Annotated in this window: 21 protein-coding genes; 14 read left to right on the top strand and 7 right to left on the bottom strand. The window is 62.5% G+C overall.

The genetic code is table 11. From position 1 onward, the window contains the following. Entirely contained in the window at positions 1-600 is a 600-nt protein-coding gene (locus AC1RTP_RS16645) for a glutathione S-transferase family protein (RefSeq protein ID WP_498608748.1), read from the top strand. Here the strand turns inward: AC1RTP_RS16645 and AC1RTP_RS16640 are convergent. Beyond that, complete coding sequence (locus tag AC1RTP_RS16640) at positions 597-1,352, bottom strand: helix-turn-helix transcriptional regulator (RefSeq protein WP_498608747.1); 756 nt, start codon at positions 1,350-1,352, stop codon at positions 597-599. The two genes, AC1RTP_RS16645 and AC1RTP_RS16640, sit on opposite strands and share 4 nt — an antisense overlap. Before the next feature lie 110 nt (positions 1,353-1,462). On the opposite strand from AC1RTP_RS16640, the gene AC1RTP_RS16635 reads away from it, so the two are divergent. From AC1RTP_RS16635 to AC1RTP_RS16610, 6 genes are read left to right on the top strand one after another with little or no spacing between them, the layout of a single operon-like run. Next, on the top strand, positions 1,463-2,398 hold the full coding sequence (locus AC1RTP_RS16635; protein ID WP_498608746.1) for a 4-hydroxyproline epimerase: 936 nt from the start codon (positions 1,463-1,465) through the stop codon (positions 2,396-2,398). Positions 2,399-2,400: 2 nt separating this feature from the next. Next, positions 2,401-3,522 carry an NAD(P)/FAD-dependent oxidoreductase gene (locus AC1RTP_RS16630; RefSeq protein ID WP_498608745.1) on the top strand — a complete coding sequence of 374 codons (1,122 nt, stop codon included), beginning with the start codon at positions 2,401-2,403 and terminating at the stop codon, positions 3,520-3,522. Then, positions 3,515-3,781, top strand: coding sequence for a 2Fe-2S iron-sulfur cluster-binding protein (locus tag AC1RTP_RS16625; protein WP_498608744.1), 267 nt, complete (start codon positions 3,515-3,517; stop codon positions 3,779-3,781). Before AC1RTP_RS16630 ends, AC1RTP_RS16625 begins: the two co-directional genes overlap by 8 nt. Next, positions 3,778-5,043 carry an FAD-dependent oxidoreductase gene (locus AC1RTP_RS16620; protein ID WP_498608743.1) on the top strand — a complete coding sequence of 422 codons (1,266 nt, stop codon included), beginning with the start codon at positions 3,778-3,780 and terminating at the stop codon, positions 5,041-5,043. The genes AC1RTP_RS16625 and AC1RTP_RS16620 overlap by 4 nt, the downstream gene beginning before the upstream one ends. Before the next feature lies 1 nt (position 5,044). Then, the gene (locus AC1RTP_RS16615) at positions 5,045-5,956 is read left to right on the top strand and encodes a dihydrodipicolinate synthase family protein (protein ID WP_498608742.1); all 912 of its coding nucleotides are present in this window, start codon (positions 5,045-5,047) and stop codon (positions 5,954-5,956) included. A gap of 22 nt (positions 5,957-5,978) precedes the next feature. Continuing rightward, the gene (locus AC1RTP_RS16610; RefSeq protein WP_498608741.1) at positions 5,979-6,725 is read left to right on the top strand and encodes a YoaK family protein; all 747 of its coding nucleotides are present in this window, start codon (positions 5,979-5,981) and stop codon (positions 6,723-6,725) included. Positions 6,726-6,938: 213 nt separating this feature from the next. Here the strand turns inward: AC1RTP_RS16610 and AC1RTP_RS16605 are convergent, their stop codons facing one another. The 3 genes from AC1RTP_RS16605 to AC1RTP_RS16595 all read right to left on the bottom strand — a co-directional run bounded on the left by AC1RTP_RS16605 (position 6,939) and on the right by AC1RTP_RS16595 (position 8,370). Continuing rightward, positions 6,939-7,343, bottom strand: coding sequence for a universal stress protein (locus tag AC1RTP_RS16605; RefSeq protein ID WP_498608740.1), 405 nt, complete (start codon positions 7,341-7,343; stop codon positions 6,939-6,941). Between the two features lie 60 nt (positions 7,344-7,403). Next, positions 7,404-7,814, bottom strand: coding sequence for a DoxX family protein (locus AC1RTP_RS16600; RefSeq protein WP_498608739.1), 411 nt, complete (start codon positions 7,812-7,814; stop codon positions 7,404-7,406). Positions 7,815-7,911: 97 nt separating this feature from the next. Continuing rightward, complete coding sequence (locus tag AC1RTP_RS16595; protein WP_498608738.1) at positions 7,912-8,370, bottom strand: hemerythrin domain-containing protein; 459 nt, start codon at positions 8,368-8,370, stop codon at positions 7,912-7,914. Between the two features lie 383 nt (positions 8,371-8,753). On the opposite strand from AC1RTP_RS16595, the gene AC1RTP_RS16590 reads away from it, so the two are divergent. Beyond that, positions 8,754-9,494: an SDR family oxidoreductase gene (locus AC1RTP_RS16590; RefSeq protein ID WP_498608737.1), complete on the top strand. Its 741-nt coding sequence runs from the start codon at positions 8,754-8,756 to the stop codon at positions 9,492-9,494. On the opposite strand, the gene AC1RTP_RS16585 is transcribed toward AC1RTP_RS16590, so the two are convergent. Continuing rightward, positions 9,495-9,914, bottom strand: a complete 420-nt coding sequence (locus tag AC1RTP_RS16585) for an NUDIX hydrolase (protein WP_498608736.1) — start codon at positions 9,912-9,914, stop codon at positions 9,495-9,497. A 195-nt stretch (positions 9,915-10,109) separates the two neighbouring features. Between AC1RTP_RS16585 and AC1RTP_RS16580 the strand changes: the two genes are divergently transcribed. From AC1RTP_RS16580 to AC1RTP_RS16565, 4 genes are read left to right on the top strand one after another with little or no spacing between them, the layout of a single operon-like run. After that, positions 10,110-11,345: a porin gene (locus AC1RTP_RS16580; protein ID WP_498608735.1), complete on the top strand. Its 1,236-nt coding sequence runs from the start codon at positions 10,110-10,112 to the stop codon at positions 11,343-11,345. Positions 11,346-11,358: 13 nt separating this feature from the next. Next, positions 11,359-11,781, top strand: coding sequence for a type 2 periplasmic-binding domain-containing protein (locus AC1RTP_RS16575; RefSeq protein ID WP_498608734.1), 423 nt, complete (start codon positions 11,359-11,361; stop codon positions 11,779-11,781). Positions 11,782-11,783: 2 nt separating this feature from the next. Further along, positions 11,784-14,399: a bifunctional diguanylate cyclase/phosphodiesterase gene (locus AC1RTP_RS16570; protein ID WP_498608733.1), complete on the top strand. Its 2,616-nt coding sequence runs from the start codon at positions 11,784-11,786 to the stop codon at positions 14,397-14,399. 29 nt (positions 14,400-14,428) lie between these two features. After that, on the top strand, positions 14,429-15,067 hold the full coding sequence (locus AC1RTP_RS16565) for an FABP family protein (protein WP_498608732.1): 639 nt from the start codon (positions 14,429-14,431) through the stop codon (positions 15,065-15,067). Here the strand turns inward: AC1RTP_RS16565 and AC1RTP_RS16560 are convergent. After that, entirely contained in the window at positions 15,064-16,251 is a 1,188-nt protein-coding gene (locus AC1RTP_RS16560; protein WP_498608731.1) for an NnrS family protein, read from the bottom strand. The genes AC1RTP_RS16565 and AC1RTP_RS16560 overlap by 4 nt on opposite strands. A gap of 93 nt (positions 16,252-16,344) precedes the next feature. On the opposite strand from AC1RTP_RS16560, the gene AC1RTP_RS16555 reads away from it, so the two are divergent. Further along, the gene (locus AC1RTP_RS16555) at positions 16,345-16,797 is read left to right on the top strand and encodes an RrF2 family transcriptional regulator (RefSeq protein WP_498608730.1); all 453 of its coding nucleotides are present in this window, start codon (positions 16,345-16,347) and stop codon (positions 16,795-16,797) included. Between the two features lie 73 nt (positions 16,798-16,870). After that, positions 16,871-18,052, top strand: coding sequence for an NO-inducible flavohemoprotein (gene hmpA, locus AC1RTP_RS16550; RefSeq protein WP_498608729.1), 1,182 nt, complete (start codon positions 16,871-16,873; stop codon positions 18,050-18,052). Here hmpA and AC1RTP_RS16545 read toward each other — a convergent pair. Continuing rightward, a complete protein-coding gene (locus tag AC1RTP_RS16545) occupies positions 18,049-18,888 on the bottom strand; it encodes an HDOD domain-containing protein (RefSeq protein ID WP_498608728.1) in 840 nt (279 codons plus the stop codon). The genes hmpA and AC1RTP_RS16545 overlap by 4 nt on opposite strands. Positions 18,889-18,981: the final 93 nt, after the last annotated feature.

Raw genomic sequence — 18,981 nt, 5'->3', positions numbered from 1 at the left:
ATGCTGAAACTCATTGGCAAGCAAACTTCGATCAATGTACGCAAAGTACTGTGGACGCTGGCCGAAACAGGCATGCCATATGAGCGCATCGAATGGCAGCCGGAACACGCGGCACTGAATCCGAACGGCCTGGTGCCGGTGCTGGTGGATGGCGATTTCGTGCTGCGGGAGTCGAACAGCATCTGCCGCTACCTGTGCAGCAAGGCAGGGCGCCACGATCTCCTGCCACTTGAGCCCCAGGCCCGCGCCCGCGTCGAGCAATGGATGGACTGGCAGGCCACTGACCTGAATGCATCCTGGCGCTACGCCTTCATGGCGCTGGTGCGCCAAAGTCCCGCCTTTACCGACCCAGTGCAAATCGCAGCCAGCGCCGAAGCATGGACCCGCAACATCGGCATCCTCGACCGCCATCTGGCTCTCGGTGGCCCGTTTGCCGCCGGAGCGCAGTTCACGCTGGCCGATATCGTCCTCGGCCTGTCCCTGAACCGCTGGCTGATGACCCCCATCGAACGTCCGGACTACCCGGCCGTCAACACCTACGTCGAGCGCCTGCTTGAGCGCCCCGGCTACAGAGAATTCGGCCGCAACGGCATCGCTTAAGCGTCGCGCAACAGCAGGCGGTATTCGCTCGGTGTGACGCCGACCGTGGCGCGGAACTGGCGAGTGAAGGCGCTGTGGTCGGCGTAGCCGCAAGCCTGCGCAATGTCGGACACGCTCGCATCGCCGGCCAGCATGCGTGATGCCGCTTCGAGCCGGGTCTTGATGATCATCTGGCGCGGCGTGAGGTGGAAGATACGTTCGAAATAGCGTTCGATCTGCGCCACCGACATATGCGCGGTGCGCGCCAGCTGCGGCAAGCTCAGGGTCTCGCCGTATTTGTCATGGATTAGACGGACCGCATCGGCCACCTTGTGATAGGCCGGATTCTTGTGGTCTGCCATCGCCAGGTCGCGCGACACGCCGGCCAGGCCCACGATGGCGCCGTGGGCATCGCGCAGGGGGCGCTTCTGGGTCAGGCACCAGCCGGGATCGCGGTTGGGATAAAGGTGCAGTTCGAGCTGGTCTTCGATTTGCACTCCTTCGTCGAGGACGGACTGGTCCTGGGCCTGGAAGCGCTGGCCCAGCGGCGCGGCAAAGACTTCATTCGCCGTTTTGCCCAGCAAGCCTGCCTTGTCTTTCATGCCGCAGCGGCGGGCCAGGGTTTGGTTCACCACCACGTAGCGGCCTTCACGGTCTTTGATAAAGAACACCACATCTGGCAGGGCGTCGAACAATGGCTCGGAGAAGAAAACGTCGCCTATCCTGGAAGCCAGGTCGTTGCGCGCCGCGCTATGTAAAAGATGTGCTGTCATGCTGCTCTCCCGATGAATTTGTCCATTTTTACACGATTGTGCAGATTTCGTCATCATCAGCGTCCTTGCGATGCAAGACGGAGGCCCTGGGAAGGCATAAGATGTGAAGCATGAAAACCATAGCCATTATCGATTCCCACACCGGCGGTGAACCGACCCGCCTGGTGATTGACGGCGGCCCAGATTTGGGCAGCGGCCCTCTGAACGAACGCCTGTCGCGCTTCCGCAACGAACATGACGGCTTCCGCTCCGGCGTAGTGTGCGAGCCGCGCGGTTCGGACGTCCTGGTGGGTGCGCTGTTGTGCGAACCGCATGCACCCGATTGTGCCGCTGGCGTCATCTTCTTCAACAACGTCGGCTACCTGGGCATGTGCGGTCATGGCACCATCGGCCTGGTGGCGTCGCTGGCCTTCATGGGGCGCCTGAGTGCGGGCGTGCACCGCATCGACACACCGGTTGGCGTGGTGGAGGCGCAGCTGCACGAAGACGGCAGCGTGACCGTGAATAATGTGCCATCGTGGCGCAAGGCTGCCGGCGTGCCGGTCGAGGTGCCTGGCTACGGCGTGGTGCGCGGCGATATCGCCTGGGGCGGCAACTGGTTCTTCCTGGTGTCCGACCACGGCCAGCAGCTGGACCTGGCAAATGTGCGCCAGTTGTCCGACTACACCACTGCCATCATGGATGCACTCGAAGCGCAGGGCATCACCGGCGATAACGGCGCGCTGATAGACCATATCGAACTCTTTGCAGATTCCCGCAGCGGCTTGGGCGACAGCCAGAACTTTGTACTGTGCCCGGGCAATGCCTACGACCGCTCGCCATGCGGCACCGGCACCAGCGCCAAGCTGGCCTGCCTGGCTGCCGACGGCAAACTGGCCGAAGGTGAAGTTTGGCGCCAGGAGAGCATCGTCGGCTCCGTGTTCGAAGGCTCGTATCGCCTTGATGGTGACCGCGTGCTGCCTAGCATCCGCGGCAAGGCCTGGGTCAATGCAACGTCGACCCTGGTGCTGGACCCGAGCGATCCGTTTGTATGGGGCATTCGCTGATCATGAAACCTGACGTCCTGATCGTCGGCGCGGGAATAATCGGCGCTGCATGCGCTGATGCCTTGTCCGCGCAGGGCTTACGCGTGACTGTGATCGAACGCGATGCAGTTGGCAGCGGTGCTACGGCGGCCGGTATGGGCCACCTGGTGGCCATGGATGACAACGAGGCCGAGCTGGCCCTGAGCTCCCATTCGCTGGAATTGTGGGCGGACCTGGTCGAAGGCCAGCCGCAACGCCACGAATACAGCAACTGCGGCACCATCTGGGTGGCCGCCGATGACGAAGAATTGGAAGCCGCGCGCTCTAAGGCTGTAACGATGTCCGCACATGGTTTGCAATGCGGCGTAATCGGTGCGAAAGAGTTGTACAGCCTCGAACCGCAATTGCGTCGCGGCCTGGCCGGCGGCCTGCTGGTGCAAGGCGATGGCCTGGTGTATCCGCCCAAGAGCGCACGCATATTGCTGGCGCGGGCCGTCGCGCGTGGTGCCTCGCTCGTGATGGGCGAAGTGGTGGCGCTGGAGCAGGGCGGTGTTGTGCTGGCAGACGGCTCGCGCCTGTCGGCGGGGCAGGTTGTGCTGGCCGCGGGCACCCGTTGTCTGTCGCTGGCGCCGGATTTGCCGCTGCGCCCCAAGAAGGGCCACGTCATGATTACCGACCGCTATCCCGGTTTTATCCGTCACCAGCTGGTGGAGCTGGGCTATATCAAGAGCGCCCATGCTTCGGATGGAGAATCGGTGGCGTTCAATCTCCAACCGCGCCCGACCGGGCAAGTGCTGATCGGCTCCTCGCGACAGTTCGATACGGTCGACATGGCGGCAGAACCATCGATGATGGCGCGCATGCTGGCCCGTGTGGTTGAATACGTACCAGCGCTGGCAGGCTTGAACGTCCTGCGTTGCTGGACAGGCCTTCGTGCGGCAACGCCGGATGGCTTGCCGTTGATCGGCCCAGACCCTTCGCGCAGCAATGTGTGGCTGGCGACTGGCCACGAAGGGCTTGGGATCACAACCTCGCTCGCGACAGCTGAACTGCTGGTCGCACAGATGGTCGGCAGCCGTGCCGGCATCGATTCGCAACCCTACTTGCCAAGCCGATTCAGCGCGCAGGGGAGGGCATATGGCTGATTTCATCGCTCTGACCATCGACGGCTGCAGCACGTCCGTCAACGTCGGCACCACCGTCGCCGCCGCCATCGCATGCGCCGCAGCCATTGACGCGGCGGGCATCACGCGCCGCTCGGTCAGCGGGCAACCGCGGGCGCCGCTTTGCGGCATGGGCGTGTGCCAGGAGTGCCGCGTAACGATTAATGGCCGGGCCCACGTGCTGTCCTGCCAAACGCTTTGCCTGCCAGGCATGGACGTGAAGACGGGAGCAGCGGCATGACTGATTTCTTTGACATACTGATCGTCGGCGCCGGGCCCGCCGGCCTGGCCGCCGCCCACGCCGCAGCCAATGGATGCCGCATCGCCATCATCGACGACAACCCGCTCGCCGGCGGCCAGATATGGCGCGGCGGCCCAGCGAAACAACAAGACCAGCGCGCCCGCCAGCTATGGCAGTCGCTGGAAGCCGCGAGCAATGTGAGCTACATGCCCGGCACCCGCGTGCTGATGCAAACCCAACCCGGCGAGCTGCTGGTGCAAGACTCCGAACAAGCAAAAACGCTGCGCTACAACCAATTGATCCTGGCTACCGGCGCACGCGAACTGCTGCTGCCATTCCCAGGCTGGACCCTGCCCGGCGTAACAGGCGCAGGCGGCCTGCAAGCGCTGGCAAAAGGCGGCTACCCCGTGCAAGGAAAGCGTGTCGTCATCGCCGGCACCGGCCCGCTGCTGATGGCAGTGGCAGCCACGTTGAAAGAGCGCGGCGCCGAAATCGTAGCCGTCGTCGAACAAGCAACCATGCCCGCCCTGGCAAGCTTCGCCGCCGGCCTTGCGCTGACCCCATCGAAAGCCACGCAAGCAATCCAGCTGGCAGCAAAACTGCGCGGAATCCCATATTACGCCAACAGCTACGTCACATCAGCACGTGGCGAAGACCAGCTGCAATCTGTGCAAGTCCAGCGCAAAGGCGCAAAGCTCGACATCGACTGCGACTACCTGGCATGCGGCTACGGCCTGCTGCCAAACACCGAACTGGCCCGCGCCCTTGGCTGCGAAATCGCACAAGGCGCCGTGCAAGTGGACCTGTGGCAGCGCACCAGCGAAAACAACGTACTGTGCGCCGGTGAAGGAACAGGCGTCGGCGGCGTTGACCTCGCACTGGTAGAAGGCCGTATCGCGGGCCTCACCGCAAGCGGCCGCGCCAAAGAAGCACAAAAGCACTTCGCCGAACGCGCCCGCTGGCAAGGCTTCGCCGCCAGGCTCGCCAAAACCTTCGCCCCGCGCGAAGAACTGCGCAAGCTCGTGCAACCAGACACCATTGTCTGCCGCTGCGAAGACGTCTGCCACGACGAACTGCGCGAGCAGCCAAGCTGGCGCAGCGCCAAGCTGCACACCCGCTGCGGCATGGGCCCATGCCAGGGCCGCATCTGCGGCAACGCAACCGATTTCCTGTACGGATGGCGTCCGGACGCCGTACGTACACCGATCGCGCCGGCACGTGCCGGCAGCATTATCACCCTCGAACCTCACAAGGAGACTTGAAATGGCAGCAATCAAATGGGAAGGCGTATTCCCTGCAGTAACCACCAAATTCCACGCGAACGAGGAACTGGACCACGCAGAAATGGAGAAGCACTTCTCCTTCATGATCGACAGCGGCTGCCACGGCCTGGTGACCTGCGGCTCCCTGGGCGAAGCCAGCACCCTGTCGTTCGACGAGAAGCTGGCGGTCGCCAAGACCGCCGTTAAAGTAGCGAACGGCCGCGTGCCGGTCCTGGCCAACGTCAGCGAAACCCGCACCGCCAACGCCGAACGCTATGTGCAGGAAGCGCGCGACCTGGGCGTGGACGGCTTCATGGTGATGCCTTCCGTGCTGTACGCAGCCGACGCCTTCGAAGCCAAGGCCAACCTGCGCACCATCGCCAAGGCCGCCAAGCTGCCGATCATGGTGTACAACAACCCGGTCACCTACAAAGTCGACCTGACCCCAGCCGACTTCAAAGAACTGTCCGACTGCGAAGAACTGGAAGCGATCAAGGAATCGACCGACAACATCCGCCGCGTGACCGACCTGCGCAACGTCGTGGGCGACCGCTACGCCATCTTCATGGGCGTGGACGACCTGGCATTCGAAGGCCTGGCCCTGGGTGCCGACGGCCTGCTGGCCGGCCTGGTAGTCGCTTTCCCTAAAGAGACCGTGGCCCTGTACAACCTGGTGAAAGCCGGCCGCCTGGCAGAAGCCCTGAAACTGTACCAATGGTTCATGCCTCTGCTGCACCTCGACGTTTCGACCAAGCTGGTGCAAAATCTGAAACTGGTGGAAGCACTGGTCGGTGTCGGCAACGAAAACGTTCGCCGCCCACGCCAGCCACTGCGCGGCGCTGACCGTGAATTCGTGGTGCAAGTGGTGCAGCAGGCACTGGCAACCCGTCCTGACGTCAGCGCTTACCTCTGAGGTCAAGCCATGCCGGGGACGAATGCCGATCAACTATGTAAGACGCCTTACAGGGCGGCAGCGCGCCGCCCAGGCTAATCGCCACCTCGGCGTCGCCCTCGCTTTCGTAGCGGGGGCGGCTAACGCTGGCGGCTTCCTCGCCGTCAAGCAGTACACCTCCCACATGACAGGCATCCTGTCGTCCGCAGCAGACAGCCTGGCGCTGGGCGCCATCGACGCTGCCATCGACTGCGCCGGCGCCTTGCTCGCCTTCCTGGCCGGAGCGGCCACTTGCGCCGTCATGGTCAACTTCGCCCGTCGCCGCAACCTGCACAGTGAATTCGCCTTGCCCCTGCTGGTGGAAGCCGTGCTCCTGCTGGCATTCGGCGTACTGGGTGCGCGCCTGCAAACAATCGACGTGATCGTGCTGCCCGCGACCGTGACGCTCCTCTGCTTCATGATGGGGTTGCAGAACGCCGTCATCACCAAGCTCTCCAACGCGGAAATCCGCACCACCCACATGACCGGCATCGTGACCGATCTTGGGATCGAAGCCGGCAAGGCTCTTTACTGGAATCGCGACGACCAGGCCGTGCCGCGCGTGGCGGCCGACTGGAAGCGGATACGCATCCTGGCCTCGCTGGTCTCGTCCTTCTTTATCGGCGCAGTGGCAGGCGCCTTCGGCTTCAAGGCCGTCGGCTTTGGCGCCGTGCTGCCGCTGGCCTGCGTGCTGCTGGCCATGGCCGCCGTCCCGATCTACGACGACCTGGTAGCCATCCGCCGCCGTTAGGCAGCCATTGCAAACGAGTTGGCTATGACCCAGGTTTACCGGGTTAATTTTCTGAACCGGCATCGGCACCTTCGTGTTAGCTAGAGTGAAGCTCTAAGCTTTTGCTACCTGATCCCCATGCTTTTTTCAAAGCAGCCCCGGTAAACCAGGGTCAGACCCGATCTGCTTTGGTCCTTGGCCGGAGAACAGGATTCCGGGTAATCCGTCAAAGACCTAACCTTCGCGGAAGACCAGCACCGGTATCTTGCTGTGTGTAAGCACCTTCTGCGTCTGGCTGCCCAGCATTAGGCTCGCCAGGCCGCTGCGCCCTCGTGAAGCCATCGCAATCAGGTCGCAGCCACGCTGCAGGGCAGTGGAGATGATGGCCGCATGCGGCTGGTCGGCACGCACTTCAATCGTAGCGCAGTTCACGTGCAGGGTAGCGGCCTGCCGCGCGATATCGGCCAGGATGGTGTTCTCCGGCTGTGGCGCGCTGACGCTGGCCAGCGCCGGTTCTTCCGGAAGCACATGAACCGCCGTGACACGGGCACCGCTTTCGCGGGCCATGCGCAGGGCGGCGTTCACTGCCAGTTGCGAAGCGGCGGAACCGTCGCTTGGAATCAAAATGTGGCGAAACATCAGTACGGATCTCCTTCAGGTGCCGCAGTCTAAAGTGTTCCGCCACATACCTGCAAGTGATCAGGCAGTGCGCAGGGCGCTCGGATTACGGCGAGCATCGAGGCTCAGGCTACCGGCGCCGAAAGCAGCGATCTGCAGCAAGCCGCCAGCCATGGCGAAATTCTTCATCAGATGGATCATCTGGTTCTGGTCACCGATCGCGCTGTGGAAGATCAAGCCAGTGATGATCGAGAACGCAGCCAGCGCCAGGGCGACAGGGCGGGTGTAAAAGCCGACCATCAGCAGCGCGCCGCCAATCACCTCAATGGCAATGGCCGCAGCCAGGCCCAGTTCAGGGAAGGGCAGGCCCATGGCGCTGATATAGCCGATGGTGCCGGTCGGGTTGGCGATCTTGTTGATACCGCTCAGGACAAAGATAGCAGCCATCAGGATGCGGGCGGCGAGTGGCAGGTATTTGTTATCGGTATTCATGGTCTGGCTCCTTCAAGGAATGTAGTTGATGGAGTCATCTTATGCCTCAGTGACATATTCCGGAAGCCAATATATTTAGATGCAATGTATCGTCAAATCAGATAGATTGTTGCTCCTGTAGCAATTGCGCCAGCTGCTGCCGCAGCTTGGCGTTGGACGGTTGGCTATGGGGATGGCTGGTGTTTTCTACCGCCACGGCCAGCGGCAAATCCATGGCGCTCAAGTGGCCGAGGAACCAGCGCGGCAAGCGCTCCAGCAGTGCGCGCGCCCCAGCCGGGTCGCTATGCGCCACGGGCAACGCGTGCTGCAGCGCCGCTAATGCCCGGCGGTGCGCGGCGCGGTGTTCGTGGTCGGTGGGGTAATACAACTGGTCCATCAGCGCCTCTTCCTCCGCGAAATCGGCGGCCAGCGCGGCGAGCAGTTCGTTGATGCGGACGGGCAGCGAACTATCGTCCGCGTCGATGGTTGAGTGGATGGCTTGCAGCAAGGCGCGGTGGGAAGCATCCATCTCAGCCACGCCGGTTTCCAGCAGGGCGCTCCATTCGAGGCGTTGCATGGCGGTCTCCTTATCAATTCCACCAGTCTCGCGCGACGGGGATCGGGATTCCATGACGCAGATCAATTGGGGTGTTGCTTGCATGTCCCTTTAACCGAAAAACTAGCCCGCGATTGCGGAGATAATAAAGCCGGTGCCAAAAGCCGGTGCCAAAAAGCCGGTGCCAAAAAGCCGGTGCCAGGTCTGTCATTTGGACACAGGCACGGAACCTTTGATTTGTCTCAATACGCGAAACCGGTGGAATTCGCGCTTTGATATTCCTCAACTGAGAGCGCTAGCTGTCCATTTGTCAGACCTGGCACCGGCTCTTGGCACCGGCTCTTGCTATGGCAGCGGCTCTTAACACCGGCTCTCGCCTGTCACAGATCAAATACAATACGGCTATGAAAAAAATACTGATCGTTACCGGTGCGAGCCGCGGCATCGGCGCTGCCATTGCGCGGCTTGCGGCGGCGGATGGTTGGGTGGTGGCCGTGAATTACGTGCGTGATGCCGAGGCGGCGGCGCGGGTGGTGGCGGAGATTGAGGCGGCCGGGGGCCGGGCTTTGGCGGTGCAGGCTGACGTGGCGCGCGATGAGGATATCGAGCGCATGTTCACGACCGTTGAACGTGAACTGGGTCCGGTGGCGGGCCTGGTGAATAACGCGGGCATCACGGGCGGGCTTGGGACTTTTGGCGATACCACGCCCGCTGTGGTAGAGCAGGTGTTCCGCACCAATGTACTGGGACTGATGCAAGCGAGCCGCCGTGCGCTGGCGGCGTTCCGCGCGCATGGGCAGGGCGGGGTGATCGTGAATATCAGCTCCACCGCTGCGACGGCGGGTAGCCCGAACGAGTATGTGACTTACGCGGCCAGCAAGGCGGCGGTCGATACCTTTACTATGGGCCTGGGGAAGGAAGTGGCGCCGGAAGGCATCCGCGTTTGCGGCGTGGCGCCGGGCACGACGCAGACCGACATCCACACCACGTCGGGAGATCCGGGACGTCCGGCACGCGTTGCTTCGCGCATTCCAATGCTGCGCGTCGGCGAGCCGGATGAAATTGCGGAGGCGGCGGTGTGGCTGCTGTCGCCGGCGGCGCGCTACGTTACAGCCACTACGATCAGGGTGTCGGGCGGCGCCTGATTACCACTCCATCGATAGCAGCCGCGATGCCATGCGCGGCCAGCACAGCGAGCTGAGTTCTTCGCGCGAGGCCCAGCGGAAGCCGTCCGCTTCGGGCGTCGGCTCGCCAGTGCGCTGGTGGGGGAAGAAGCTGGTGCAGCGCAGGTGGTCCAGGCTGCACAAGTCTTCGCCGACTTCCACCTTGAACAGGTGCAGGCGCTTGTCGGGGCGGTAGGTGAACTCGCCCAAATCCTCAAAACGGCCGGCGTCGAAATCCAGGCCGGCTTCCTCAAACAGTTCGCGCCGCGCCGATTCAAGCGGCGTTTCTCCCTCGTCCTGCAAGCCCTTGGGAATGTCCCAGCTGGCTGTTCCGGTGACGTGGCAAAGCAACAGCTGGCGGGCTGCATTTATCACCAGCGTGCCACAGGAAACTTGCTGCATGTCATTGATTCCTTTGCTTTTTTATATGTTTAAGTGTTTCCAAAGAGATAGTGAAAGTACTCTAGGGAATTGCTCGACAGTTACAAAGCACTGTTATAAAGTGTGAGAATTCCCCTCCACCCCAAGCGCGTAACGCATGCCAATCCGGCAAGCGGCGCCTTTGTATTGCCGACGTTTCTTGCCAAGAGAGCCATTATGCCAAAGCCGCACCAGACGCCTGTCCTGATCGCCGCCGCAGTAGCAGCACTGCTGCTTCAGTCGACTGCGCACGCCCAGGAGAGTGGCTGGACCTTCGGCGGTTTCGGCACCCTCAGCGCGGTGCATTCGAGCGAGAAGCAGGCTGACTATTCGGCAAATCCTTTGACCCCGGGAACGGCTGGCGCCACGGATAACTGGAGCCATAGCGTCGATAGCCGCCTCGGAACGCAGCTTTCTTACAACGGTGGTCACTGGTCGGCGGTGTTGCAAGTGGTCGCCGAGCGCAACCTCACGCATTCGTGGAAGCCGGTGGTGGAATGGGCAAATGTGCAATATCAGGTGACGCCGGAATTAAGCCTGCGCTTTGGCCGCATTGCCTTGCCGCTGTTCCTGTCGGGCGATTATCGCAAGGCCAGCTATGCGCTGCCTTGGGTGCGCACGCCGATCGAATTGTATGGCGCGCTCCCGATCAGTAATAGCGATGGCGTCGACGCCACCTACCGCTGGAATGCCGGCGCGGTCAAGAATTCCACGCAGGTGCTGTATGGCGGCACCAAGTTGCGCCTGTCCGACACGCGCCGCGCTTCCGCGCATCACCTGACCGGCATTTCCAATACCAGCACTGTCGGTGCACTGACCGTGCGCGCCACTGCCATCAAGGGTGACCTGGAAATGATCCTGGCGGAAGACCTGTGGGCGGCCCTGCGCCAATTTGGGCCACAGGGCGAGACCCTCGCGCGCCGTTATGAACCGGACCGCAAGCGTGCATCGGTGCTGAGCCTTGGCGCTTCCTACGATCCGGGCAACTGGTTCGTGATGGGCGAAGTGGGGCGTATCAATGCGCGTTCCTTCCTCGGGGATAAATCGGCCGGCTATGTCAGCGGCGGCTACCGCCTGGGTGGTTTCACACCGTATGCCACCTTCAGCAAGGTGGTGGCGAATACCCCGATCAATGTTGCGGGCCTGGACTTGTCCATGTTGCCGCCGCCCTATGTGCCGGCCGCGCAGCGCGTGAACGCGGAACTGAATGGCCTCCTCAGCATGATCGCGGATCAGGACAGCACCAGCGTCGGCGTGCGCTGGGATGCCGGCAGCAACACGGCTCTTAAACTGCAGTTTGATCATGTGCGCCCACACGGCGGCAGCAGCGGCACACTGGAAAACATCCAGCCGGGTTACCGTTATGGCCGTTCTTACGGCGTGGTCAGCGCTTCGCTGGACTTCGTGTTCTAAAGGGAAGCCCGCCATGTTCACGAAACTCATTTGCTGCCTCATGTTAGCGCTGCTAACCGGCGCCGCCGCCGCTGGCGAACTGGTGGTCGTCGTGTCGGTGCACAGCACGATCACGACACTGCGCGCGGAGCAGGTGGCCGACATCTTCCTTTCCGAGGCGACGCGCTTCCCCGACGGCGGTGAAGTGGTAGCGCTCGATTTGCCTATCGGCTCGCCGCTGCGCGACGACTTCTACATGAAGGTGGCGAACCGCACGCCGGCGTTGATGAAGGCCTACTGGACCAAGAAAATCTTTACCGGCCGTGGCCAGCCTCCGCGCGAACTGCCTAACAGCATGGCGGTGCGCAAGCTGATCGCCGACAACCCGACCCTGATTGGTTACATCGAACGCAGCGCGCTCGATGCCAGCGTGCGTCCGGTTCTGGTGGTGCATTGAACATGAAGCGCTGGCTCCGAATGTGCCTCGAGACGCAAGTCTCCTTGCCTTTGTTCACCATCGTGCTGCTGGCCGTGGTGTGGGCGACTACGCTGCATTTCATCGACAGCGAGGCTGCCGCATCGCGCGACATGACGGCCGAATCGGCCAGTGAACTGATCGCCACCTACGAAGCGCAGGTGGCGCGCAGCATCAACGGCATCGAGCAGACCTTGAAAGTGCTGAAGTACAGCGCTGAGCGCCAGGGTGCACGAGGCGCGCTGCCGGAGCTCCAGGCGCATAGCCTGTTGCCATCTGGCCTGGTGTTCGTGGTCAGTATTGTGGATGCGCAGGGCGACACGGTCGCCAGCAATCCAGCCGCGCGTTCGATCAACGTGGGACAGCAGGAATACTTCCGCTTCCACCAGCAGCACCGCAGCAGCTACACCTTCATTTCGCAGGCCATGCGCGACGAGGCGAACCAGGACTGGCACTTGCACTTCACGCGCCGCCTGGACGATAAGCAGGGCGAATTCGCCGGCGTGGTCATCGTCGAAGTTGAGCCGGCCTATTTCACCAGTGGCTACGAACGCAGCCGCCTGGGCGAGCAGGGAATGCTTGGCCTGGTCGGCGATGATGGCGTTGTGCGCGCGCTGCGGGTCGGTGATAAGCAGTCCTTCGGCCAGCAAGTGAACCTGGCGGCGCTGCAATCGCGTCCCGGCGTGCAAGCCGTAAGCACGTTGGATGGCGTGCGCCGCTACACCCAGGTGCGCGAACTGGGCGGCTTGCGCCTGAGCGCCATGGTCGGCCTGTCGGAGCAGGAGCAGATGGCGGGCTTCGCCGCGCAACGCCGCCAGTTGCTGTGGGAGGCGGTCGTGGCCAGCGCGGTCCTGATCATCTTGGCCGCGCTGGTCTGGGCTTGCGTGTGGCAGGGCGCCAAGGCGCGCCGCCGCGTGCGCCGTGCGCAGGAAACCTATGCCGCCGCCTCCGAATCGAATATGGACGCCTTCTTCGTGCTGCGAGCGATCCGCAACAAGGACGGCGTGGTTGTGGACTTCAAGTTCAGCGCTGTCAATTCGCGCGCCGAGCAACTGACTGGCCGCAGCCGTAACGAGCTGCGCGCGCAAACCCTGTGCACCTGGATGCCGGCCGCCCGGCACAACGGCATGTTCGAGCAACTGGTGGGCGTTACGCTGCAGGGCGGCGTGCACCAGGAAGAGGGACCGAACATGGTGCCTCAGCTGCGTGCCGAATGGCTGCACTGGCAGGTGGTGGGCGTGGAAGGCGGCGTGGTGGCGATCGTGCGCGACATTACGGAGCGCAAGCGCGCCGAGGAGCGCATCTACCACATGGCGCACCACGACACGCTTACGGGCCTGCCGAACCGCAGCCTGATATGCGACCGCCTGGAACAGTCGCTGGCGCATGCCGAGCGCAATAAGGAATCGGTGCTGGTGGCCTTCATCGACCTGGACAGCTTCAAGCTGGTGAATGATACGCTGGGCCACACCGCCGGCGACGACCTGCTGAAGGAAGTGGCCAAGCGCATGGTGGGCTGCGTGCGCCGCGAAGACACGGTTGCCCGTTTCGGCGGCGATGAATTCGTACTGGTCCTGCCGCATGTCAACGACAACCCGCAGGTACTGGAGCCGCTTCTGGCCAAGATCCTGGAAGCGGTGGTGCAGCCGGTCGTGCTGGAAGGGCAGAAGGTGCAGGTCAGCTGCTCGATCGGCGTTTCCGTTTATCCGCGCGACGGCCGCGACGCCGACACCTTGATGATGCACGCCGACGCCGCCATGTACCGCGCCAAGGAAAGCGGAAAGAACAACTGCCAGTTCTATACCCGCGAAATGAACGCCGGCCTGGAAGAAAAGCTGGCGCTGACCGAAGGCTTGCGCAAGGCGCTGGATGAACTGCAGCTGTTCCTCGCCTATCAGCCCAAGATCGACCTGCGCAGCGACCGCATGTTCGGCGTGGAGGCGCTGCTGCGCTGGCAGCATCCGGAGCGCGGCCTGGTGTCGCCGGCCCAGTTCATTCCGCTGGCGGAGGAAAACGGCTTGATCATCCCGATCGGCGAATGGGTGCTGCGCGAAGCTTGCCGCCAGGCCCGCGCCTGGCAGGATGCCGGCCTTCCGCCGCTGTCGGTATCGGTCAATGTATCGGCGCGCCAGTTCGACGACCCGCGCCTGGTGGAGCGGGTTGCCGCGGCCCTCGCCTGGAGCGGCTTGGATTCCTGCTGGCTGGAGCTGGAATTGACCGAATCGATGGTGATGCGCAATGTGCAGCAGTCCATCGGCAAGATGCGCGAGCTGGAAGCGATGGGCATTGCGCTGTCGATCGATGATTTCGGCACCGGCTATTCCAGCCTGGCTGCGCTCAAGTCCTTCCCGATCTCGCGCCTGAAGATCGACCAGTCCTTCGTGCGCGACCTGTGCGGCAGCGCGGACGACCAGGCCATCACCTGCGCCATCATCTCGCTGTCGCACCAGCTGGATATGAAGGTGATTGCGGAAGGCGTGGAGACGGAGCAGCAGCGCCGCTTCCTGCACGCCAATGGCTGCGACGAAGTGCAGGGATACCTGTTTAGCTGCCCGGTGCCGGCGGCGGAGATCGCGGAGATGCTGGAGCCGGTACAATAGTTGTTCCCGTCACACGAGAGCAGCTAGCCATGACCGAATTTAGCAACGACATCTACACCGAACCTTCCAATATCGACCTGGACACGCTGGCCAACCTCGGCCCGCTGCGCCCCATGGCCGGCATCTTCGAAGGCCAGCGCGGCCTGGACATCAAGCCCAAGGCCGACGGCCCACGCAAGCAAGCCTACGTCGAGCGCATCGAGCTGCAGCCGATCGACCCGGTCACCAACGGCCCGCAGCTGTTCTACGGCCTGCGCTACGTCCTGATCATCAACAAGCCGGACAACATCAAGACCTACCACGAGCAGGTCGGCTACTGGCTGTGGGAACCGGCCACCAATACCGTGATCCAGACGCTAGCTATCCCGCGCGGCCAGATCGCCATGGCGTCAGGCACCGCTCTGCCGGATGCGAAAACCTTCGAACTGGTGGCGCAACGGGAGAAAAACGACTACGGCATCTGCTCCAACCCCTTCCTGGAATTCGGTTTCAAGACCACCGAATACCGTATCAAGGTCACCATCAACGACGACGGCACCTGGGGTTACGAAGAAGACACCGTCATGCTCATTCGCGGCAAAGAGTCGGAGCCATTCCACCATGTCGACCGCAACCTGCTGCACAAGGTCGCCGAACCGACCCCGAACCCGCTGGCGCGCAAGGCTTAACCCTCACGCCCATCGACGCGGGCCTTGCCCAGGTAAGGCCCGTACACGAATAAGTAGGTCAGGAACGACGCTGCCCAGGCCAGCCCGGAGACGCCAAGCATCGCATCGCGGGCTTCGGCAGGCAGCAGGTTGGCGCACAAGCGCGCCACCGCGCCCACCTGCAGCAGCAGGTACATGGCGCTTTCGGCGCGGCCCGCGCGCAGCATGCGGCCGGTGTGGCCAAGCGCCGTGCGGGTGATCATGCCGATGATCAGACCCGACATTCCGCCCACTGCCACTGCGTGGAAAGCACTGCTGGCCGAGCCGATTCCCAGCGCCGCAAAACCCAGCAACAGCAAGCCCGCCACGATCCATGCGTAGGCGAGGTGCAGGATCCAGAGCAGCGGCACGCGCACGGTGGAAAGCGGCGCCCAGCCATGCAGGCGCACAGCATTCACGCCCGCCGCAGCAAAGGCCACCACCGCCACCACTACGCCAGGCAAGCCGCCGACCCAGGCCAGCGCAGTCGCCAGCAGCAAGGCGATGCTGGCCTTCTCGCGCCACGCCACGGTCACAGGCTGGCTGCCCGGCGCGCCATTACGCGTGAACATCGGGATCACGCGGCCGCCGATCACTGCTTCCAGCACCGTGATCATCAGGATGGCGCCATGCACCGGCTTGAACGCGGACAGTGGGATCCAGCCATTCGCCGCCGCATGGAACAGCAGGTTCGCCACCGAGAGCAGAATCAGGATGCCGCAGATAGGGTAATTGCGCTTGCTTTGCGCCTGTACCAGCACGCGGCCAAACGCCAGGGTGCACAGAGGCAGGAACAAGCCATCAACCACCATTGCCGGCAAGCCCGGCGCCAGCAGCATCGCCACGCGTCCCGCAATCCACAGGGCTGACAGTGCGGCCAGCTGGCCGCCGGCGGGTGTTGGCAGGTTGGTCCAGTTGCGGCCCGCCGTGAACAGGAAGCCGATGATCACTGCGCCCGCAAAACCAAACACCATTTCATGCATATGCCACAGCATGTTTACCGCCGGTAGCGCGGGCAGGACGCCTTTGTAGCCCGCCAGCCAAAGCGGCACCGACAACGCCGCCAGTGCGGCCGCCAGCAGGTAGAAGGGGCGGAAACCCAGTCGCAGCAAGGGATGCGGTTGTCCGGCAGGCGTGGGCTCGGTGGGAATATGGATGCTGCGCATGGCTGGCCTCAGGTTCTTAAGATGTATAATGAATGCTACATTAGCGTCTAATGTTAAGCAATATTTCAAATGCATCTTTGAATGACCTAGATCATGCGACTGACATCTTTCACCGACTACACCCTGCGCTCGCTGATGTACCTGGGCATGAACCGCGACAAGCTGGTCACCATCCAGGAAATCGCCGACCTGCACGACATTTCGAAGAACCACCTGACCAAGGTGATTCACCAGCTGGGCGCCAGCGGCCTGGTGGAAACCGTGCGCGGCCGTCATGGCGGTTTGCGCCTGAACCGCGAGCCGGAAGATATCAATATTGGCGAAGTGGTGCGGGATAGCGAATCGGACTTCTACATCGCCGAATGCTTCGAGTCGGACCCGGGCCATTGCGCCTTCCTGCGCGACTGCGCCTTGAAACGCAAGCTGAGCGAAGCCACGGAAGCCTTCCTGCATGTACTTGATGGCATGACGCTGGCCGATATCCTGCCTGGTCCGAAAGGCAAATCTGGCGAAAAAACTGTACTCCTTCAGAAAATACGCATCTGATATGCATCTTTATTGACGCAGCTTAAGGTAAACATGTATGATTAATGCATGTTTAACGAGAAGGAGCTGCATCATGCTGTCCGCCGAACACCGCGCAATCGTCACCGCCACCGTCCCAATCCTGGAGCAGGGCGGTGAAGCCTTGACCCGTCACTTCTACCAGACGCTGTTTAACGACTTTCCTCAGGTGAAGCCGTTCTTCAACACGGCCCACCAGCAAAGCGGCGAGCAGCAGCGCGCCCTGGCCAACGGCATCCTGATGTACGCCAAGAATATCGAACGCCTGGAAGCATTGGGCCCGCTGGTGAATACCATCGTGACCAAGCACGTCGCCTTGCAGATCCTGCCGGAGCACTACCCGATGGTCGGCGCCAGCCTGTTGAAAGCGATCCGCGAAGTGCTGGGCGCGGAAACCGCCACCGACGCCGTGCTGGAAGCATGGGGCGCAGCGTATGGCCAGTTGGCCGAGATCCTGATTGGCGCCGAAGGAAAATCCTACGAAGCCGCAGCGGCAGCACCGGGCGGCTGGAAAGGCGCACGCAAATTCATCGTCGTGACCAAGCGCATTGAGAGCGACGAGATCACCACCTTCGTGTTCCGTCCTGCCGACGGCGAGCCAGTGATGGCGTTCGAACCAGGCCAATACATCGGCGTGCGACTGATGGTGAATGGCCAAGAGCAGCGCCGCCAATACTCGCTGTCCGCCGCGCCGAACGGCATGAGCTACCAGGTGAGCGTCAAGCGAGAAGAGGGCGGCAAGGTATCCGGCTTCCTGCACGAACACGTGAACCAAGGCGACACGGTGGACCTGTTCCCGCCGACCGGCGCATTCACGCTGGCTGAAGGCAACCGCCCGATCGTGCTGATTTCCGGCGGCGTCGGCATTACCCCAACCCTGGCGATGCTGGACCAGGCGCTGGAAACCGGCCGCGAAATCCGCTTCATCCACGCAGCCCGCCACGGCGGCGTGCACGCGTTCCGTGAACATATCGACGGCCTGGCCAAACGCCACCCGCAGTTAAAGCGCCACTACATCTACGCGGAAGAGCGCGCGGGCCAGCCGCAAGCCGACGCGATCGGCATGCTGGGTAATAAGGAACTGGGAGAATGGCTGCCGCAATCGCGCGACGTCGACGCGTACTTCCTCGGCCCGCTGCCATTCATGAAGGCCGTCAAGCGCAGCCTGCGTGAACTGGGCGTGCCGGAAGCACAGACTCACTACGAGTTCTTCGGCCCAGCCAAGGCGCTGGATTAAACCAGAAGGGCCGCGGTCATGGCGGAGGCGTCGGCCTCCGCTTCTTCCAGCATTTCTTCGCGCTTTTCGGAATCGATAAACAGGTCCATCACGGAATCTTCGTGAGGAGCCTGTTGCGTTTCCGGGTTCGCCAGCGGCGACGGGATGGTAGCGAAGTGGTTCGCCAGCAGCAGCGTATCGAGCAGCGTGTCAGGCGGGATTTGCAGCATGCCGCCACGAAGGCCCTCGATGGCTTCCGCCACCTCGGCTGGAATGCCCAGCTTCTTCAGCACTTCGCGGGTGATGATTTCCTCGCTGGCGGTCTGCCAGTTTTCCGGATCAGGTTCCAGCAGGCCAGGGAATTCGTCAGCGCGCGACAGCAGGTAGAAGCTGCCCACCTCGTGCACGATGGCCGCGAACAGCGCGGTATCAGGATTCACACCAGTGACTTCACGCGCGATGATGCGCGACAGGCAAGCAACGTGGATAGTGTGCTGCCACAGTTGCTCGGCCTTGGTGCGCAATTCCGGATCGACGATCTTGCTGCCGAAGGCGCGCACCACCATGGCCGCAGCCAGCGCATACAGGTTGTGATAGCCCACACGCATGATGGCGTTGCGGACGTTGGTGATATCAGGACCGCCGGTGCGGTTGAACATGGCGGAGTTGGAGAGCGAGACGGTGCGCGCGGCCAGTTGCGGCTCGGCCAGCACCAGCTTGATCGCATCCTCCATCGGACAGTCAGGATCGTCCAGCGCGAGCTGCACTCGCAAGGCAGCGTTGACGCTAGTGGGGAACACGAGGTCTCCGCGGATCGCCAGCGCGGCGACATGTCCAAAGGCTTCCAGTTTATTCATGCCGAAAATTATACGGCCCCGGGACTTCTCTTGCCAAATGAAAGTCGGGGTCAGGTCGAGCAAATGGACATTTCGCGCAGCGAAATGTCCATT

Source organism: Pseudoduganella sp. GW821-FHT11H04 (assembly GCF_058807935.1).
Note: the sequence above shows the minus strand (reverse complement) of the source record. Positions and strands in the feature narration are given on the sequence as shown.

Bases quoted from the DNA above. Each gene is read 5' to 3' on its own strand.
- AC1RTP_RS16590 (WP_498608737.1), top strand. From the start codon at position 8,754: ATGAAAAAAATACTGATCGTTACCGGTGCGAGCCGCGGCATCGGCGCT.
- AC1RTP_RS16645 (WP_498608748.1), top strand. From the start codon at position 1: ATGCTGAAACTCATTGGCAAGCAAACTTCGATCAATGTACGCAAAGTA.
- AC1RTP_RS16610 (WP_498608741.1), top strand. From the start codon at position 5,979: ATGCCGATCAACTATGTAAGACGCCTTACAGGGCGGCAGCGCGCCGCC.
- hmpA (WP_498608729.1), top strand. From the start codon at position 16,871: ATGCTGTCCGCCGAACACCGCGCAATCGTCACCGCCACCGTCCCAATC.
- AC1RTP_RS16630 (WP_498608745.1), top strand. From the start codon at position 2,401: ATGAAACCTGACGTCCTGATCGTCGGCGCGGGAATAATCGGCGCTGCA.
- AC1RTP_RS16640 (WP_498608747.1), bottom strand. From the start codon at position 1,352: ATGACAGCACATCTTTTACATAGCGCGGCGCGCAACGACCTGGCTTCC.
- AC1RTP_RS16600 (WP_498608739.1), bottom strand. From the start codon at position 7,814: ATGAATACCGATAACAAATACCTGCCACTCGCCGCCCGCATCCTGATG.
- AC1RTP_RS16545 (WP_498608728.1), bottom strand. From the start codon at position 18,888: ATGAATAAACTGGAAGCCTTTGGACATGTCGCCGCGCTGGCGATCCGC.
- AC1RTP_RS16575 (WP_498608734.1), top strand. From the start codon at position 11,359: ATGTTCACGAAACTCATTTGCTGCCTCATGTTAGCGCTGCTAACCGGC.
- AC1RTP_RS16565 (WP_498608732.1), top strand. From the start codon at position 14,429: ATGACCGAATTTAGCAACGACATCTACACCGAACCTTCCAATATCGAC.
- AC1RTP_RS16570 (WP_498608733.1), top strand. From the start codon at position 11,784: ATGAAGCGCTGGCTCCGAATGTGCCTCGAGACGCAAGTCTCCTTGCCT.
- AC1RTP_RS16625 (WP_498608744.1), top strand. From the start codon at position 3,515: ATGGCTGATTTCATCGCTCTGACCATCGACGGCTGCAGCACGTCCGTC.
- AC1RTP_RS16620 (WP_498608743.1), top strand. From the start codon at position 3,778: ATGACTGATTTCTTTGACATACTGATCGTCGGCGCCGGGCCCGCCGGC.
- AC1RTP_RS16580 (WP_498608735.1), top strand. From the start codon at position 10,110: ATGCCAAAGCCGCACCAGACGCCTGTCCTGATCGCCGCCGCAGTAGCA.
- AC1RTP_RS16585 (WP_498608736.1), bottom strand. From the start codon at position 9,914: ATGCAGCAAGTTTCCTGTGGCACGCTGGTGATAAATGCAGCCCGCCAG.
- AC1RTP_RS16560 (WP_498608731.1), bottom strand. From the start codon at position 16,251: ATGCGCAGCATCCATATTCCCACCGAGCCCACGCCTGCCGGACAACCG.
- AC1RTP_RS16635 (WP_498608746.1), top strand. From the start codon at position 1,463: ATGAAAACCATAGCCATTATCGATTCCCACACCGGCGGTGAACCGACC.
- AC1RTP_RS16615 (WP_498608742.1), top strand. From the start codon at position 5,045: ATGGCAGCAATCAAATGGGAAGGCGTATTCCCTGCAGTAACCACCAAA.
- AC1RTP_RS16555 (WP_498608730.1), top strand. From the start codon at position 16,345: ATGCGACTGACATCTTTCACCGACTACACCCTGCGCTCGCTGATGTAC.
- AC1RTP_RS16605 (WP_498608740.1), bottom strand. From the start codon at position 7,343: ATGTTTCGCCACATTTTGATTCCAAGCGACGGTTCCGCCGCTTCGCAA.
- AC1RTP_RS16595 (WP_498608738.1), bottom strand. From the start codon at position 8,370: ATGCAACGCCTCGAATGGAGCGCCCTGCTGGAAACCGGCGTGGCTGAG.